This is a genomic window from Agaribacterium haliotis, assembly GCF_002312815.1.
GTDB classification, from domain to species: Bacteria; Pseudomonadota; Gammaproteobacteria; order Pseudomonadales; family Cellvibrionaceae; genus Agaribacterium; species Agaribacterium haliotis.
This window is the reverse complement of record NZ_NKQJ01000010.1, coordinates 100,863-117,088: the sequence shown is the minus strand read 5'-3', so window position 1 is coordinate 117,088 and position 16,226 is coordinate 100,863. Positions and strand designations below refer to the sequence as shown.

The window sequence follows — 16,226 nt, the reverse complement described above, 5'->3', positions numbered from 1 at the left end:
ATATTAAAACCCGCGCGTATTTCGCATCAGTTCTTAAGTGAGGCGTGCGGGCAATAAACAACAACGTTAATAATAGCTATAGAGGCATAACCTAATAGGAGACATGGCACATGCTTAGTATCGTTATCAATGGTCAGAAGCACGAGCTCGACGAAGACCCGAACATGCCTTTGCTTTGGGTCTTGCGAGATATTTTGAATTTAAAAGGTACCAAGTTTGGCTGTGGCAAAGGTTTGTGCGGCGCTTGCACGGTACATCTAAATGGCGCGGCCGTGCGCTCGTGTTCTATGCCGCTGGCCGCCGTTGCCGGGCAGGATATTCGCACGATAGAAAGTTTAAGTGACGATGGCAGCCACCCCGTACAGCAAGCGTGGCAGGAATTAAATGTCGCCCAGTGCGGTTATTGCCAGTGCGGGCAGATGATGAATGCCGCAGCGCTGCTTAAGCAAAACAGCAAACCCAGCGACGCCGATATTGACGCGGCGATGGAGGGCAATATTTGCCGCTGCGGCACTTACCCCCGAATTAAAGCGGCAATTAAGTTTGCCGCAGATTTAGCGACTGAAGTGAAATCTTAACGAGTAAATAAGGACACAGAGATGAACAAGAAATTAGAGAATATCAGTCGACGTTCGTTAATTCTGGGCTCTGCCAAAGGCTCGTTAATATTAAGTGCATCGCTGCCGGTCGCCTCGCTGGTGCCGCAGGCACTGGCCGGTGTTGACGGCAAAAAACCTAAATTTGCGCCGAGTGTGTATCTAGAAATTAGCCCGGATGATCGCGTGGTGGTTATTTGTCATCGCAGTGAGATGGGCCAGGGTGTAAGAACCAGTATCCCGATGGTGGTAGCCGATGAACTCGGCGCTAACTGGCAGCAAATAGAATTGGTGCAAGCCCTGGGGGACCCAAAATACGGCAGCCAAAATACCGATGGTTCATCGACAATGCGCCTGTTTTATGAAAGCCTGCGCGAAGCCGGTGCCTTGGCCAGACATATGTTGACGCAAGCTGCAGCGCAGCTTTGGAAAATAAGCGCCGATGATATTAGCGTTGCAGACGGAAAACTTCGTTACAAAAACAAACAAGCCAGTTTTGGTGAGCTGGCTGAGCTGGCGTCAACCCAGCAAGTTCCCGATAGCAGTACGCTCAAATACAAAAGTAAAAAAGAGTTTAAATTTATTGGCAGTGACAAGGTTGCCAATATCGACGGTGTGGACATCGTTACCGGGCGCGCTGAATTTGGCATCGATGTGCAAAAAGAGGGCATGTTAATTGCCGTGATTGCCCGCCCACCGGTGCTCGGCTCAGAGCCGATTGAAGTTGACGCTGAAGCCGCACTAAAAGTGCCAGGCGTTAAAAAGGTAATAAAAATGCAGGCTGTTACCGAACCGGTTGCGTATAAACCGCTCGGCGGCGTCGCGGTGCTTGCGACAAATACTTGGGCGGCAATGCAGGGGCGGGACAAACTAACGATTCGCTGGTCGGACAGCGCTCACGCCAAGTTTGACAGCCACAAGTTTGAAAAGCAGCTCGAAAAAGATCTCGATGTGGTCAGCTTTACCCACCGCCAAAAGGGCGATGCCAAAACTGCGCTAAAGCAGGCCGACAAACGTGTGGTTAGGGAATACTATGTGCCGAGCCTGGCCCACGCTCCGATGGAAACTCCAGCGGCGGCTGCCCACTGGCAACAAGATAAAGTTGAATTGTGGTCGGCAACCCAAAACCCGCAGTCGGCGGTCGACAGTGTTGCCAGCCAACTCGGTGTTGATAAAGCTAAAGTTAAAGCCCATGTCACTTTGCTCGGCGGCGGTTTTGGCCGCAAAAGTAAGCAGGACTTTGTGGTAGAGGCTGCGTATTTAAGTAAACAAGTTGGCAAACCGGTCAAGGTTATCTGGACACGCGAAGACGATATCAAACACGGTTATTATCAAGCCTGTAATCTACAGCGTATTAGCGCGGGCTTTAATGATAAGAGCATGACGGCCTGGCAGCACCAACTCAGTGGCCCCGGCATTCGCTCAATTTTTGAAGCCGGTGCCAGCGGCATTAAGTTTGAAGCAAATCTGGGTATGAAAGATATGCCTTTTGATGTTGCCAATGTTGAATGCACCAGCGGCCCCGGCGATGCGCATGTGCGCTACGGCTGGATGCGCTCGGTCGGCAATATCGGCACCGGTTTTGCGATCGGCTCATTTGTTGATGAGGCCGCACACGAATTAAAGATCGATAGCAAACAAGCCTGGTTGGATTTTATTGGTGCAGACAGGAATATTGACTTTGCCAAAGAGGGCACAGACTTTTTTAACTACGGCGAAAGCCTGGAAAAGTACCCCTACAATACCAAGCGTTTAAAAGCGACTTTAAATAAAGTTGCAGACATGGCCGACTGGGGTAAAAAGCTGCCCAAAGGGCAGGGCATGGGGCTCAGTGTGCACCGAAGTTTTGTCAGCAATACCGCCTGCTGCGTGAAAGTGAGCGAAGTCGACGGCAAGATCCGTGTCGACAAGGTGTGGATGGTGATTGATGCAGGCACGGCGGTAAACAAAGAGCGGGTGCACTCGCAGATGGAAGGCTCGGTTATTTTTTCATTGAGCCTGGCATTTTACGGCGAGATTACCGCAAAAAATGGTGTGGTTGAGCAGGATAATTTTGACAACTATCCGCTGCTGCGCATGGATCAAAGCCCTGAGATTGAAGTCAGTATTTTGGACTTTGACGATCCTGCCGCAGGTGGTGTCGGTGAGCCCGGTGTACCACCGGTAGCACCTGCACTTTGCAATGCTATTTTTGCTGCAACCGGCAAGCGCTACCGGCGCCTGCCTTTAGTCAAGCACGGTATCGTTTAATATGAACAGCTACTAATTAAACTTGAGTGTTTTTTTGTTCTCACTATCAATAGGCCCGCAGTGTTTTCGCAACAAACAACTGCGGGTTTATTTTTTTTAGGCTTCAGTTAATAAGCGATGCCTTGCCGATTTTAGCCCGCCCTCACGGGCCCTCTAAAAGGCCATTGTATACACTTATTATTGTTAACAGGCTCTACAAAAAGAGGCTTAAAATGAAGATTGCAGTGACCGCAGCAAGTGGGAAGTTAGGCTCTGCCATTGTTAAGGCTGTACGTGAACTTAAAAGCCGTGAAGACCTTATCGCACTGGCGAGAACGCCGGCAAAAGTACAGAGCCTCGGTGTTGAAGTTCGGCCCGGTGATTACAATGATAAACAAGCCTTAAAGCAGTCTTTGCAGGGTATTGATACGGTGCTATTGGTTTCGGGCATGGGTGAGCCAAAAAAGCGCATAGGCCAGCACCGCAATGTTATCGATGCGGCGAAAGATGCCGGCGTTAAAAAAATTGTCTATACCAGTGTGCAAGGAGCAGAAGCTGGCACGGCTTTTTCACCGGTGATTCAGAGCAATAGGCAAACGGAAGCCGATATTAAAGCCAGTGGTTTACAGTGGGTGATTGGCCGCAACGGTATTTATATTGAGCCGGATATTGATTATCTCGACAGCTATGTTAAAGCCGGCGGCATTTACAATTGTGCCGGCGATAAAAAATGCGGCTACACAAACCGCCCCGAGCTCGCTTACGCCTACGCAAAAATGCTTAGTGAAGACAAGCACAACGGTCAAATATACAACCTACATGGTCAAAGCTTGAGCCAGGCTGAGCTTGCCACTTATTTGAGTAAACGTTTTAATGTTGATTTGGCTTATCATGCGGTAAGTTTTGAAAAATACCGCCAGGATAGAATCAATGAACTCGGTAAATTCTTAGGAACCGTGATTGCCGGTATTTACCAGGGCATCGCCATGGGCAAGGCCGATAACCCGAGCCACTATCAATTAGCCGCTGGGCGTGAGCACCAGAGCTGGGATAGTTATTTTTTGTCGCTAAAGGTGTAGGCCGTACTTTATATGGCATTTGGATGTGCCTAAAGCTTGCGCTTGTAGTCATTTAGCTTCGATAGTGATGTTCTTTTTTTTCTTTAAGCTCTTTTACTTCGGCGCAAAATTCGGCGGTTGGCCTGGCTAATAGTCGTCGAATACCGATGGGCTCTTCTGATTCCAAGCAATAGCCGTAGCTGCCCAGGCGGATGCGTTCAAGCGCTTGCTGTATTTTTGGCAGTAATTTTTGTTCTCGTTCAACTATGCGAAGCGCAATGCTTGATTGTTCTTCATTTGTTGCCCTGTCATTGGGGTCGCTCGAGTTGATAGGGGCGGACATTTGTGTCTTTGCTTGCTGAATTCGAAGGCCGGTAGACTGGTGCAGTTGCTGAAGTAGATGCTTAAAAAAAGCGAGTTGTTCGCTATTCATATAGTCTTCTTCGGGGGCTTCAAGTAACTGCTGTTCGCTTAACAATCCGGCACCTTTTTTATCCATGTTTGTTCCTTGTTGGGGCGAGTCTGCGCTGTTGTTGCTGTTGTTGCAGTTGTCGTTGTGCTTGCCTTTGACAAGCATTTAAGCGGCCTTTGATCTAGCCTTAGCTTGCTTTTGATAAAGGTGTGCAGCGCAGTGTGTTTTTTAGCAAGTTCATCATATAAACGTTGGCCTGCCACTGATCGCTAACTGGCGCCTGGGAGTGGGGCAGCTTTGGCATATAGGGGCCGGGGCCAAATTCAGGGGTAATGCTGATTTGCTCGGCACCGTTGTCTACTTGGGTATCGATGATTTTTTGCCACCAGGCGATATAGATATCAACAAGTTCACGCCACTCTGGCGCGGAGGGGTCATTCACTTGAGGGCCCTGTTCAAAACCAATGCGCGCGTGAATATGCACGCAGCGCGGAATCACAGCGTTGAGCACCTGTTGCTGCTGAGGTGCATCGAGCCTGGATTCAGAAACCGTCAGCCAGTGGGAAAAATCTGCGGTGTAGTTTAAGTCCGGGCGCTTGTACAAATAGGCCTGGATTGATGTTGGTGAATAGGTAAAGCGCCCGCGATGCAATTCGTGAGATATTTGTACGCCTCGATCTTTGCTTAACGATGCAGCTGCGTCGATAAGCTCCAGATTCTGCGCCTCGGTGAAAAAATCTTTGCCGGTTTGGCTATTGATAAACAACGGCTTTAGGTCCATGGCGTTGTTTAGGTAAGATAAAAATAAATCTTTGTGTTTGGCGAAATCACTCTCGAGGCCGGCCTCGCCCTGCTGGGCAATAAGTTGCATATTTGTTTTAATGCAGCAGTTGGCTATGTGTTTTTTCTTTATCGAATCTACGGGGATGCCCATTTCCACGCCGTCGTAGCCGGCTTGCTGGGCTTTGTTAAAAAAATCTTCGTAGGCCAAAGATTCACTGCCCCATTGCGGGCAAAAAAACTGGATCTTCATGGTGTTAGACCTAATAAAACTAGCGTGATTTATGCGCTGTGTTCCCAGCGTGGAAACGGATCATTTAACGATGTCCAATACGCCTTGCCCTGTAATAACTCTTCTTCGTCGAGCAGGCATAGATCAAGCGCAGCGCACATCGCTTGTTTATCTAAATTCTGACCGATAAATACCAGCTCCTGGCGCATATCGCCAAAAGGCTCAACCCACTGCTTTTGAATGGAATCCAGGTAGTCTTTATCTTCGGGCCAGTTTTCTTTAGGTACGGCTTTCCAGAACATACCGCCAAAACCATAGCGGGCAATGCCGCCGGCCTGGCTCCATTGGCCGGCAAATTCCGGTCGAGAGGCGAGCCAAAAATAACCTTTGGATCGAATAAGTTTGCCGTAGTGCTCGGTGTTGTGTAAAAAATGGTGGAACTTTTCTGGATGGAAGGGGCGCCGGGCGACATAGCTAAAACTGCCAATGCCGTATTCTTCGGTTTCAGGCACGTGCTCACCGCGCATTTCTTTAAGCCAGCCGGGCGCCTGTTGGGCGCGATCAAAATCAAACAGGCCCGTATGCAGCACCTGTTTTGTATCAACTTGACCATGAGCAATAGGCAGGATTTTGGCGTGGGTATTGAGTGTTTTGAGTATTGCCGTTAAGCGCTCTATGTCGGCAGCGCTGCAAAGGTCGCTTTTGCTAATTAAAATGACGTCGGCAAATTCAACTTGATCAACAAGTAAGTCTGCAACGCTGCGCTCGTCTTCATCCCCGAGCGATTCGCCAGTATCTTGCAGGTATTTTGCTTCGTCGTAGTCTTTTAAAAAGTTGACCGCGTCAACCACGGTGACCATGGTATCGAGCTCGGCGATATCTGACAGAGAAACACCGTTTTCGTCGGCAAAGGTAAAGGTTTCGGCGACGGGCAGTGGCTCTGATATCCCGGTGGACTCGATAACCAGATAATCAAAGCGGCCCTCTTTGGCAAGCTTATTTATTTCTTCGAGTAAGTCTTCTCGGAGTGTGCAGCAAATACAGCCGTTACTCATTTCAACAAGCTTTTCTTCAGCGCGATTAAGCGAAACATCGTTTTGTACGATGGCTGAGTCGATATTGATTTCACTCATATCGTTGACAATGACGGCGACTTTTTTGCCGTCGCGATTGTTCAAAATATGGCTGAGCACCGTCGTTTTGCCGGCGCCTAAGAAGCCCGAAAGTACGGTGACGGGGAGTTTGTGGGCTTGATCTTTCATAGCCGTGCTCGCTACTGGGAATGAATACGATGTCGTTATGATATAACGTATCATTTTTGTCGGCAAGGCGTGCTAGGCAAGGAGCGCTAGGCAAGGCAGGTACGGAAGCTTGGTGCGTTAAGGCTTGGACCTTACGGCATAGCTAAATGTCAGGCGCAAGTCTGGCTGATGGCGACTTACTTGGCGCTATCGCTGGCTAAAGCTGGGGGGTGAGCGGTGGGGGGTTGAGCAGTGGGGGCTGAGCGGTGATATCTGCCTACTTAAAACAGCGATAACCGCCAACTTAAAATAATTGATAACAGCGCTTGCTTTGAGTTGGCATGTGAACCTTAGATGGCCTTGCATGGAAATTAATGCGGCTTTTACATTTGTTACTGGTTTTTTAATTAGTCTCGGGGCCAGGCAGGTCTTAGCTTGTTTGTTTTCATTTTGCTCAGATTCCCTAAGGCTATTTTGGGGCGCTGGGTTTTGGCTTTGAATTTGGGGCCCTCAGTTTTTACGCTCTTAATGGTTTTTATTAAGTCGGCTTAATAGCCAAAAATATTTGTGCCTCTGATCTTATTTGTCGTTTTGTTTTTATTGCTTTTTTTGTTGTTTGGTTTTTATTGTTTAGTTTTTATTATTTAGCTGGCTAATGCTTTTTAACTGTTTTTATGGGTTAGATTTAATGTCTATGGAGTAGGGGCTGCAGCGTTGTATGCAAAAAACTTGCGCACTTTAGTCTGGCCTCTTTGCACGAGCCTAAGAATGAGACAGCTATCACCTCAGCTCGCTAGAAGTTCGAATATTCTCGGGCTCTTTATTTTGAATTAGGGCCAATACTTGTGCGAGTAAGTTTTATTCAGGCTGTTAGTTATTCAGCATTTGTTTTCTCGTTAGCTGCTTGTGGTGGTCAGGCATCTTCCTCGGCGCCAGGGTCTCAGACGCAGCCCACTCCAGGCGCTCAGCCAACAAGCTCTACGTTGCCAAGCCCCGGTGCGCAGCCGAGTGTTATGCCTAGTTCGGCGCCGACAACAACGCCGCTTCCTGTGCAAACGCCGAGTCCTCAGCAGCCGCAAAGTCCGAGCCCATTGCCGTCGCAGATGCCGACACTTATGCCGACACCCATGCCCACACCCATGCCCACTCAAAGCATGGGGCCTGCCTCGCCACCGCCGGTTATCTTCCCCAGCCCGGCGGCCACACCTACGCTGAGCCCGACCTTGATGCCCAGCCCTCAACCTACACAAGAGCCTACGCCCGAACCCTCACCAGAACCGACGCCCGAATCAAGCCCAAGTGCAGAACCGACACCGGCGCCTAGCCCGACGCCTGAAGCAAGCCCGAGCCCAGAGCCAACTCCGGAGCCGAGCCCTGAGCCAAGCCCTCAGCCAAGCCCAAGCTCCGAACCGACGCCGGAGCCAAGCCCGACTCCTGAAGCAAGCCCAAGCCCGGAACCTACGCCAGAGCCGAGCCCGAGCCCGGAGCCAACGCCAGAACCAAGCCTGGAGCCAACGCCAGAACCTAGCCCCAAGGGCATCTGTGAGTTGGATGGCGCAGCGCAGTGTTTTGATTTTGAGAATGGCCTGCCCGCTGAAATTGTGCAAAACGCCAGTAATTATTCGATCGATACCAGTATTGGTTACAACAGTACAAGCTCGGTCAGAGTTGATACGCAGAACTATAGTGATGGCGGTTTCTTTAAAGTATTGCCACCGGCAAACGATTTCTGGGCGCGGGTTTTTGTGCGCAGCAGTGGCGACCGGGCAGGTGTTTCGTTTGGTGGTGACAGCCAGGGTTTTGCCAGAGCCCACGGCGTGTTGCTAAGGGGCGAGGATGGCGGCCAGCACTTGCGTGTTGGAGATCACCGCTGCCAGCTTGAAATAAATCGCGACGGCAGCGGCATGCATGCGCATCTAGACGACGATTTGGAAATGACTTCCGGCAGCTATGGCAGTGACGACAGTGTTTGCATGGAAGAGTTTGGTGCGCGCATGCAGCCTGAACTTTGGTACTGTTTGGAGGTGCACTTTAATGGTGATGACAACGAAGTGCAGGTGTTCTGGGATAATCAAAATGTAGAGCAGTTGCACGTTACCAACGAGCGAACCTGGACCAATGCCGACAAGGCGCCAGGCGGTGCCTATTCAATGCACGCTGATAAGCCCTGGGGGCCCTACCTATTTGACTATTTTGCCTTTGGTTATACCAGCTTTAACAATTTAAATTCGCCGCCGAATATTAGCTTCTGGTACGACGGTGTGGCGACCAGCACAAGCCGTATTGGCTGTGGTGATAATTACCGGGTGAATGACTTACTGCACGAATCGACCAAGCTTGGGCCAAATGACAATGGTTATCCGTATCAGGGTTCTACGCCCAAACCAACGCCGACTCCGGACGTGCCGGAAGAAACGCCCGCACTGGCATTAAAGTATTGCCCGAGTACGTATGAGAAAACACTCAGTGCGAGTGCCATCCGTTTTGAGCAGGTGCTTGAAGTGGAGCCGCTGACGCCTGGTTTTGCCATCCTCGAAGGCCCAATTTGGGCGGACGGCGCATTGATGATGTCGCACATCGGCTACAACGACGGCAACTCGACCAACCCCTCCGACTTAGTTGTATTGCGCGGCGGTATGCTAGAGGTGCTTAGGCAGGGTTATGGCTCAAATGGCTTGAGCTTTGATGAAGCCGGGCGAGTGGTTGCGGCGCGCCATGCCGATGGCAGCATTACCCGGCTTGACGATGGAAAAGTGTTGGCCGCCAGCTACAACAATCTGCGTTTTAATTCACCCAATGATCTTGTCTTTTCCACTCGCGGTGATTTGTATTTCACCGATCCTGATTGGCAAAACCCGGCGCCGACTCAATCGGCAGAGCGGGCTTACCATGTGAACCGCGATGGTGTTGTCAGCGCTTTTGCGAGCGAGGTTGAAAAACCAAACGGCGTTATACTTTCACTCGATGAGCGTCACATCTACGTGGGTGGTCGAAACGGTTTATTTAAATACGCGCTGACGGAGCAGGGTACTGTGCTTGGCGCGGCAGAGAAAATTGCCGGCAATGCGCTGATGTCTGTCGATGGCCTAAGCATCGACTGCGCGGGCAACCTCTATGTCACTGCAAGTGGCAAGGTGGTGATTATCAACGCACTAACGGATCAGATTGAAACATCGATAGACTTACCGCAGGTAACCAACCTCGCCTTTGGTGGCGCCGATGGCAAAACATTGTTTGCAACGACATTGGGCGACAAACCAAAAGTATTTGCAGCGCCGGTAACAATACCTGGGTTACCGTATTAGGGTGTGGCTATACCTAGTTCAATATACCTAGTTAAATATAGATAGTTAAATATAGATAGTTCAGCCGTACTATTCGAAGCGCCACATTGTGGCGCTTTTTTATGCTGGTTGTTAAGTTGTAGTAGCCTTTTCAAATTTATTCTTCTAAAGCGCAGCGCTCGTATCCGCTAGATATGCCAGTTGTTTGTTGGTGGTTTTTAGTGCTGGCTCTTGCTTCTTGGCTTTGTGTTTTGATTTTTTGGCCGTATATCGATGGCGCAAAAGCCGAAGTACGATCTTGTTTTTATTTCAAAGCTTTTAACACAACATTTCAAAATAGTTACCTAAGTGTTTTTTAAGTTGTTTTTCTGCTTGGGTAAATTGTTTCGTATTTGTTTGCTTTGGTAGTTGATGTTTCTAAGCTGCTGAATGTTCTTCGAATAAATTCTGGTTTTTATCGTGTTTGTTTGCTTTGAATGCTTTTGCTTGTTTATTCAGGGGCTTTTGTTTTCAATTGCCGCAGATTTTTTCTGGCGCTTATTTTCTCTTTGTGTTTGTTAGCATTTTTCCGGCGCAATATGCCTGCAGTTGCTATTGAAACTGTTTGTTGCAAGGTGATTGTTTGCATGTTGTTTGGTGGTTTTAGCAATTAAACATTAATGAAAACCGGCTGAGTGTTTATGTTTTTAAGCGCCGGCCCCAAAAGGAGTGTTTGAATGAAGTTTGTTAAGCATCTTGTTTCAGCTTGTTCTAGTTTGTCTGCAATGGCTGGTACTGCAGCAATGTTTTCGTTGGCTTTTTCTGCAGTTAGCTTTGCCGAATCGCTAGAGCCTGAAAATGTTGTGCCATTTGTTGTTGGTGGTCAGGATGCCTTGCGCGGTGAATACCCGTGGCAGGTATTAATTACCAGCGGTGTTCGCTGTGGTGGTACGATCATCGATAAGCGTTGGGTGTTGACCGCTGCGCACTGTACCGATGGCACGGCCGCCTCGGAATGGACGGTGTATGCCGGCGCGCACGATCGTTCGCGAGTAAATTCTGACTCGCGTGTACAGGCGGTGCGTGTAAAGCGTATTGTTGAACACCCGCAGTGGAATAACTACACCCTGCAGCACGACATGGCCCTATTAGAGCTGAGTTCGGATCTGGAGTTTAACAGCGCCGTTCAAGCAATTGAGCTTGCGGATTCACGGCCTGCAATCAATGAGCCTGTTTATGTCAGTGGCTGGGGGGAGACCAATAGCTCGCCAGGCACCACCATATTACAAGAGGGGCGTTTGCAAGTTGTCAGTCAAAATGCCTGTGCAAACGCGCTTCGCGATGTCAACAGTGTCAGCGCCGACATGCTCTGCGCGGGTTTTGAGAACGGCGCAATTGGCGGCTGTTACGGTGATAGCGGTGGCCCACTGGTATATCAGAGCCGCACTCGTTCGGGCTTTGTCAACGGTTGGCGCCTTGCCGGTGTCGTATCATGGGGCCGCCCAGGCTGTACTTCCTATACGGTATTTTCTGATGTCAGTGCGCAAGCAAGCGATAACGGCTGGATTAAAACAACGATTGGCGACGGCAGTGATGGCGGTTCGGGCAGTGATGATATCTATGGCGATATAAATCGCGACGGCTGCATCGACGGTGACGACTACGATTTATATGTATTAAACCGCGGGCGCACAGGTTCAGCCATTCAACCAAAAGAAGCCGATATCAATGGCGATGGCCGGGTTAACTACGGTGACTATTATATTCTGGCTGTAAACTGGGGCGCAGGTTGCTCGGCGAATTAAGCCTGTAAAACATGCCTTGATATATCTGTATGCCAAATGCAGTAGATACAAAATCAGTCCGGGCCCAGGGCCCGGACTGATTGCTTAAATAAAAAGCTAGCTATTTTTGCTCTGTTGAATCAGCCGTTAAGCAGGCCAGTTCGTAGTAAAAATTGTTGTTGTACTCAAATTCCTGAATCACATCCAGCCCGGCTTTGCGGGTGTGCGCAGCAAATGAGCGCGGGTTAATTTTATTTACAAAGGTAACAAGTACCGGATATCGCCCTTGCATGGCTCTGCGTGCATAAGTAAAAATCGACTCAAATACACCTTGGCCGCGAACGTTTTTATCGACGCAGACTGGGCCGTACTGATAGGAATTTTTAACACTTAGTTTATAAGTGCGGTACTCAAGTTTATTTAAGTCGCGAATCATGTGCTGGAACATCGGCCACTTAGACCAAAAACCCCATGAGGCCGCCATCGCGTAAGCGACGAGCTTAGCGTCTTGGCGTGCAATAAATAGCCCTTGTTCTTGTTCAATAAGCTCACCTAGCTGATCGCTGTTAAAGGCTGTAGTAATAAAACCGTCTTTTTTGTCGTCTTCATGAATAGAATCGACCTGGTAGCGGTAGTGAAGCTCTAGTACATCGTCAATATCTTCACGTGTCGCTTGGCGATACTCTATATTTTCTATCGTTAAACTCACAGCTTGCTTGTTCCGCGTTGTTGGGTTTGAGTAGGTTGTTGGATGCAACGTTTACATCGCTAAATTTAGATATGGATAAAACCCTGTAAGTACAGTACCGCTTTGCCAGAAATAAATACTCGATCGCCCTGCAGGCGGCAATTCAAAATCCCACCTCGCTTAGAGGCCTGATAGGCCAGAAGCTCTGTTTTACCCAGTTGTTCAGCCCAGTACGGCGCCAAGCCTGTGTGGATGGAGCCTGTGACCGGGTCTTCATCACCGCCATTGGCTGGCCAGAAATACCTGGAAACAAAGTCGTATTCGCTAGCGGCGGCACTTACCACTACGTCAAACGGGGCAAGTTTTTGTAGCGACTGCTTGTTATAGGTCAGGGCAAGAACATCAGCTTCATTTTGGTAGATGGCAAAATACGCCTGTTTGTTTAACAGTACGCTCGATGGTTGTATCGATAAACCTTCTAGTAATTCCGCTGGCACCTTGTCGACGCATTGGGGTTTTCTCGCTGGAAAGTCCATTTCAATATGGCCATCGTCTTTTTTGACGATGCTCATTTGGCCAACGGCTTTGGCTGAAAACGTCAGTTTAGTAAGCTCTGGCTGCCTGTTAAAAATAACAAAGGCCGAAGCGAGTGTGGCGTGGCCACAAAAATCAATTTCTGTAATAGGCGAGAACCAGCGTATATCGTAGTGCGTGCTGCTGTGCTGTAGCAAAAAAGCCGTTTCAGAAAGATTGTTTTCTGTGGCGATGGCTTGCATGAGTTTTTCATCTAACCAGCTTTCAGCGATTACAACAGCGGCAGAGTTGCCTTGAAACTGTTTTTCCGTAAATGCATCGACAATATCAATATCTAACTTCACTTGCTAATCCCTCTTAGTTTTAAGGTAAAACGCAACGATGGTACTGTGCCAATAAGGCCTTGATGCCCGGTATGCTATCTATGTTTTTTTCTGTATCGGCAAAGACTTGCTGGCGGCAGCTTGATTCTAAGTTCTGTGCTTGCTGAAGGCATTTGTCGGGGGTATTACCCCAGGCCTGTTGAAGCTCGCTGTCGTTGCAAATAGTTACAACAAGCTCTTTTGCGGTGCTGAACACTTCACTGGCACTTACCGAGCCTTCGTGGCGCAGTTTTTCCGACAGTGACAGTTCCGCTTCAGATAGTGAATAGTTTTGATAAGCCCAGTAAGCGCACGCGCCTAAGATCAGTACAACTAAGTATTTCAACAACGACAACTCCCTGATGTTGATGACAAGAGGCGGGCTATGCTAACTCACTTTGGGCTTTTTATCTTGGCCTTTGCAGAGTTTGTTTAAGGCCCTGTTCACACTATTGTTCGCAGGCGCCTTTGTGTTACTGCCCGCCGTCGTTGCTGCTGTTGCGGTGTTTGCTGTGGTATTAGTTGTGGTGCTTGTTTTGGTGTTTGTTGTGGCACTTGCCGTGGTGTCTGTTGTTTAAGCGCTTAGCTGACGTCAAGCCGCATAAAGCGCTATAATCGCCGCAGTTTTTTGTGTTGCCTGATGTCTGAACCGAACCCTACCTCAATACATGCCGTTGAAGGCATGATACTTAGCCGCCACCTGCGTGAGCGGGCGGGTCAGCTGTATCTTGAGTTTTGGCTGAAGACAGAAGCCGGCCCGTGTAAAGTGATCAGCACTGTACAAAAAGATGTGTTTTTTATCGCCCAGCGCGATCTGCTGCAGGCAGAACAACTGCTAAAACAGGCGGGGTTAACATTTGAGACGCGCGCCTTAAGCCTAAAAAGTTTTGATCAGCAGCGCATCGGTGCAGTGTATTTTACCAGTTCAAAGCTGTGTTATCGCGCCCGCAGCTTACTTGAAGGCCGGGGGCTTCATTTGTATGAAGCCGATATTCGCCTAAGTGATCGTTTCCTGATGGAGCGCTTTATTTACGGCAGTATGCAAGCCCAAGGCCGCCTGCAGCAACGCTCATCGTATGTTGAGCTGAGCAACGCACGTTGTTTGCCGTCGAATTATCGCGCGAGCTTTCGCTGTTTAAGCCTCGATATTGAATGCAGTGAAGCAGGAGAATTGTTTTCCATTGGTTTGGCAGCGCGTGATTGGCGCTGTGTGCTGATGATCGGCGAGGCCGAGCGCGGTGAAAACACCCTGCAGTCGCCATCCTGGTTAACGTATGTCGATAATGAAGCGGCCCTGTTAAATGCCTTTGTCGACAAACTACAGCACTATGACCCCGATGTGATTGTTGGGTGGAACGTATTAAATTTTGATATGCGTTTACTCAACAAGCGAGCGCAGCTTCATCGCCTTAAGTTAGCACTCGGTCGCGACGGTGAGCTTATGCATGTTCGCGAGCGCCGCGATGACTCAAATCAAGCCTATGTGACGATTAGCGGCCGGGTGGTGATAGATGGTATTGATGCCCTGCGCTCGGCAACCTACCACTTTGACAGTTTCAGCTTAGAGTTTGTTGCCCAGCAGTTGCTTGGCAAAGGCAAGTTGAGCGAAAACGTTGACGACAGGCTTGCCGAGATTGAACACGATTTTAAATACAATAAAATAAAACTTGCCAATTATAATCTGCAGGACTGTAACTTAGTTCTGGATATTTTTGAGCACTGCGACTTACTTAATTATTTAAGCTTGCGCTCACAGTTAACGGGGCTTGAGCTGCAGCGCATGGGTGGTTCTGTTGCGGCGTTTATTAATGTTTATTTACCCAAGTTACATCGCGCCGGTTATGTTTCACCGCGCCGCCCCGATGATGGCGGCCTTGCCAGCCCCGGCGGTTATGTTATGGAGAGTAAGCCGGGCCTTTACACTAATGTCTTAGTGCTTGATTTTAAAAGCCTGTATCCGAGCATTATTCGCACCTTTTTAATTGATCCGCTCGGTTTGGTAGAGGGTTTGCAAGCGCCGGCCGACGCCGTTCCAGGTTTTAAAGGCGCTAAATTCAGCCGCGATAAACACTTTTTGCCCGATATTATTGATACCTTGTGGCAGGCGCGAGACGAAGCTAAGGCCGCAGGTGATGCCGCGCGTTCGCAGGCCATTAAAATTTTAATGAACAGTTTTTACGGTGTGCTCGGCTCGGGCGGCTGCCCGTTTTACGACACGCGCCTGGCTAGTTCCATTACTATGCGCGGCCAGGAGATTATGCAGCAAACAGCAGCCTGGATCGAAGCCGAAGGTTATGAAGTGATCTACGGTGATACCGATTCAACCTTTGTGTATTTAGCCGGAGACTACGATCACAAAGCCGTGTGTGATGTAGGCCTTATGCTGCAACAGCGCATCAATGAGCTTTGGCAAAACAAACTTGAGCAGAGCTTTAATTTACCTTGTGCGCTGGAATTGGAGTTTGAAACACATTTTAGCCAGTTTTTGATGCCGACCATACGAGGCTCGAGCCAGGGTTCTAAAAAGCGTTATGCCGGTGTTAAAAAAACGGAACACGGTGAGCAATTGGTCTTTAAGGGCCTTGAAACGGTGCGTTCAGATTGGACTCAATTGGCCAAAGATTTTCAAGCTGAACTTTATCAGCGGGTATTTTCTGGGCAAGACGTAAAAAATTATATAAGAACAACGATTGTTGATACCTTGGCTGGTGTAAACGATGATAAACTGATTTACCGAAAACGCCTGCGCCGCAAGCTTGAACTCTATGTATTAAGTTCGCCGCCGCAAGTCAAAGCGGCGCGTCACGCCGATGAGCTGAATCTTAAAGCGGGTAAAAAGGCGCGTTATCAAAACAAGGGCTGGATTAACTATGTGCAAACGGTAAGTGGCCCGCAGGCGCTAGAGCATCGCCAGGCGTCGATTGACTACCAACACTATATCGACAAGCAATTAAAGCCTGTGGCTGAGGCTATTTTACCTTTTGTGAATTTAAGTTTTGATGAGTTGGCCAATGCTCAATTGGCTCTTTTTTGATCTATATTTTTTG

12 protein-coding genes are annotated in these 16,226 nt (G+C 48.9%); 6 read left to right on the top strand and 6 right to left on the bottom strand.

Going from position 1 to position 16,226, the window contains the following annotated elements; all coding sequences use genetic code 11:
* The first annotated feature begins 110 nt into the window (after positions 1–110).
* The 3 genes from CFK45_RS12795 (at position 111) to CFK45_RS12785 (ending at position 3,904) form a co-directional block, all read left to right on the top strand.
* Positions 111–578, top strand: a complete 468-nt coding sequence (locus CFK45_RS12795; protein WP_096086837.1) for a (2Fe-2S)-binding protein — start codon at positions 111–113, stop codon at positions 576–578.
* Positions 579–599: 21 nt separating this feature from the next.
* Positions 600–2,846 (top strand): xanthine dehydrogenase family protein molybdopterin-binding subunit, encoded by a 2,247-nt coding sequence (locus CFK45_RS12790; RefSeq protein ID WP_096086836.1) that lies wholly within the window; start codon positions 600–602, stop codon positions 2,844–2,846.
* Positions 2,847–3,058: 212 nt separating this feature from the next.
* Positions 3,059–3,904: an SDR family oxidoreductase gene (locus CFK45_RS12785; RefSeq protein ID WP_096086835.1), complete on the top strand. Its 846-nt coding sequence runs from the start codon at positions 3,059–3,061 to the stop codon at positions 3,902–3,904.
* Between the two features lie 52 nt (positions 3,905–3,956).
* Here the strand turns inward: CFK45_RS12785 and CFK45_RS12780 are convergent, their stop codons facing one another.
* From CFK45_RS12780 to zigA, 3 genes are all read right to left on the bottom strand, one after another.
* Positions 3,957–4,382 carry a TraR/DksA C4-type zinc finger protein gene (locus tag CFK45_RS12780; protein ID WP_096086905.1) on the bottom strand — a complete coding sequence of 142 codons (426 nt, stop codon included), beginning with the start codon at positions 4,380–4,382 and terminating at the stop codon, positions 3,957–3,959.
* Between the two features lie 100 nt (positions 4,383–4,482).
* The gene (locus tag CFK45_RS12775) at positions 4,483–5,328 is read right to left on the bottom strand and encodes a sugar phosphate isomerase/epimerase family protein (RefSeq protein ID WP_096086834.1); all 846 of its coding nucleotides are present in this window, start codon (positions 5,326–5,328) and stop codon (positions 4,483–4,485) included.
* Between the two features lie 29 nt (positions 5,329–5,357).
* A complete protein-coding gene (gene zigA, locus CFK45_RS12770) occupies positions 5,358–6,569 on the bottom strand; it encodes a zinc metallochaperone GTPase ZigA (RefSeq protein ID WP_096086833.1) in 1,212 nt (403 codons plus the stop codon).
* A 992-nt stretch (positions 6,570–7,561) separates the two neighbouring features.
* Between zigA and CFK45_RS12765 the strand changes: the two genes are divergently transcribed.
* A complete protein-coding gene (locus CFK45_RS12765) occupies positions 7,562–9,853 on the top strand; it encodes an SMP-30/gluconolactonase/LRE family protein (protein WP_158224693.1) in 2,292 nt (763 codons plus the stop codon).
* A gap of 695 nt (positions 9,854–10,548) precedes the next feature.
* Positions 10,549–11,616, top strand: a complete 1,068-nt coding sequence (locus CFK45_RS12760; protein ID WP_096086831.1) for a trypsin-like serine protease — start codon at positions 10,549–10,551, stop codon at positions 11,614–11,616.
* Positions 11,617–11,716: 100 nt separating this feature from the next.
* Here CFK45_RS12760 and CFK45_RS12755 read toward each other — a convergent pair whose 3' ends face one another.
* From CFK45_RS12755 to CFK45_RS12745, 3 genes are all read right to left on the bottom strand, one after another.
* Positions 11,717–12,304: a GNAT family N-acetyltransferase gene (locus CFK45_RS12755; protein ID WP_204378476.1), complete on the bottom strand. Its 588-nt coding sequence runs from the start codon at positions 12,302–12,304 to the stop codon at positions 11,717–11,719.
* Positions 12,305–12,369: 65 nt separating this feature from the next.
* A complete protein-coding gene (locus CFK45_RS12750) occupies positions 12,370–13,161 on the bottom strand; it encodes a PhzF family phenazine biosynthesis protein (protein WP_096086830.1) in 792 nt (263 codons plus the stop codon).
* A 19-nt stretch (positions 13,162–13,180) separates the two neighbouring features.
* Complete coding sequence (locus CFK45_RS12745) at positions 13,181–13,525, bottom strand: hypothetical protein (RefSeq protein ID WP_096086829.1); 345 nt, start codon at positions 13,523–13,525, stop codon at positions 13,181–13,183.
* A gap of 294 nt (positions 13,526–13,819) precedes the next feature.
* Here CFK45_RS12745 and CFK45_RS12735 point away from each other — a divergent pair, with 294 nt between their 5' ends.
* Positions 13,820–16,213: a DNA polymerase II gene (locus CFK45_RS12735; protein ID WP_096086827.1), complete on the top strand. Its 2,394-nt coding sequence runs from the start codon at positions 13,820–13,822 to the stop codon at positions 16,211–16,213.
* The last annotated feature ends 13 nt before the right edge of the window (positions 16,214–16,226 follow it).

Excerpts from the sequence above, each read along its gene's own strand:
- CFK45_RS12795 (WP_096086837.1), top strand. The coding sequence starts at position 111 with ATGCTTAGTATCGTTATCAATGGTCAGAAGCACGAGCTCGACGAAGAC.
- CFK45_RS12790 (WP_096086836.1), top strand. The coding sequence starts at position 600 with ATGAACAAGAAATTAGAGAATATCAGTCGACGTTCGTTAATTCTGGGC.
- CFK45_RS12785 (WP_096086835.1), top strand. The coding sequence starts at position 3,059 with ATGAAGATTGCAGTGACCGCAGCAAGTGGGAAGTTAGGCTCTGCCATT.
- CFK45_RS12780 (WP_096086905.1), bottom strand. The coding sequence starts at position 4,382 with ATGGATAAAAAAGGTGCCGGATTGTTAAGCGAACAGCAGTTACTTGAA.
- CFK45_RS12775 (WP_096086834.1), bottom strand. The coding sequence starts at position 5,328 with ATGAAGATCCAGTTTTTTTGCCCGCAATGGGGCAGTGAATCTTTGGCC.
- zigA (WP_096086833.1), bottom strand. The coding sequence starts at position 6,569 with ATGAAAGATCAAGCCCACAAACTCCCCGTCACCGTACTTTCGGGCTTC.
- CFK45_RS12765 (WP_158224693.1), top strand. The coding sequence starts at position 7,562 with ATGCCTAGTTCGGCGCCGACAACAACGCCGCTTCCTGTGCAAACGCCG.
- CFK45_RS12760 (WP_096086831.1), top strand. The coding sequence starts at position 10,549 with ATGAAGTTTGTTAAGCATCTTGTTTCAGCTTGTTCTAGTTTGTCTGCA.
- CFK45_RS12735 (WP_096086827.1), top strand. The coding sequence starts at position 13,820 with ATGTCTGAACCGAACCCTACCTCAATACATGCCGTTGAAGGCATGATA.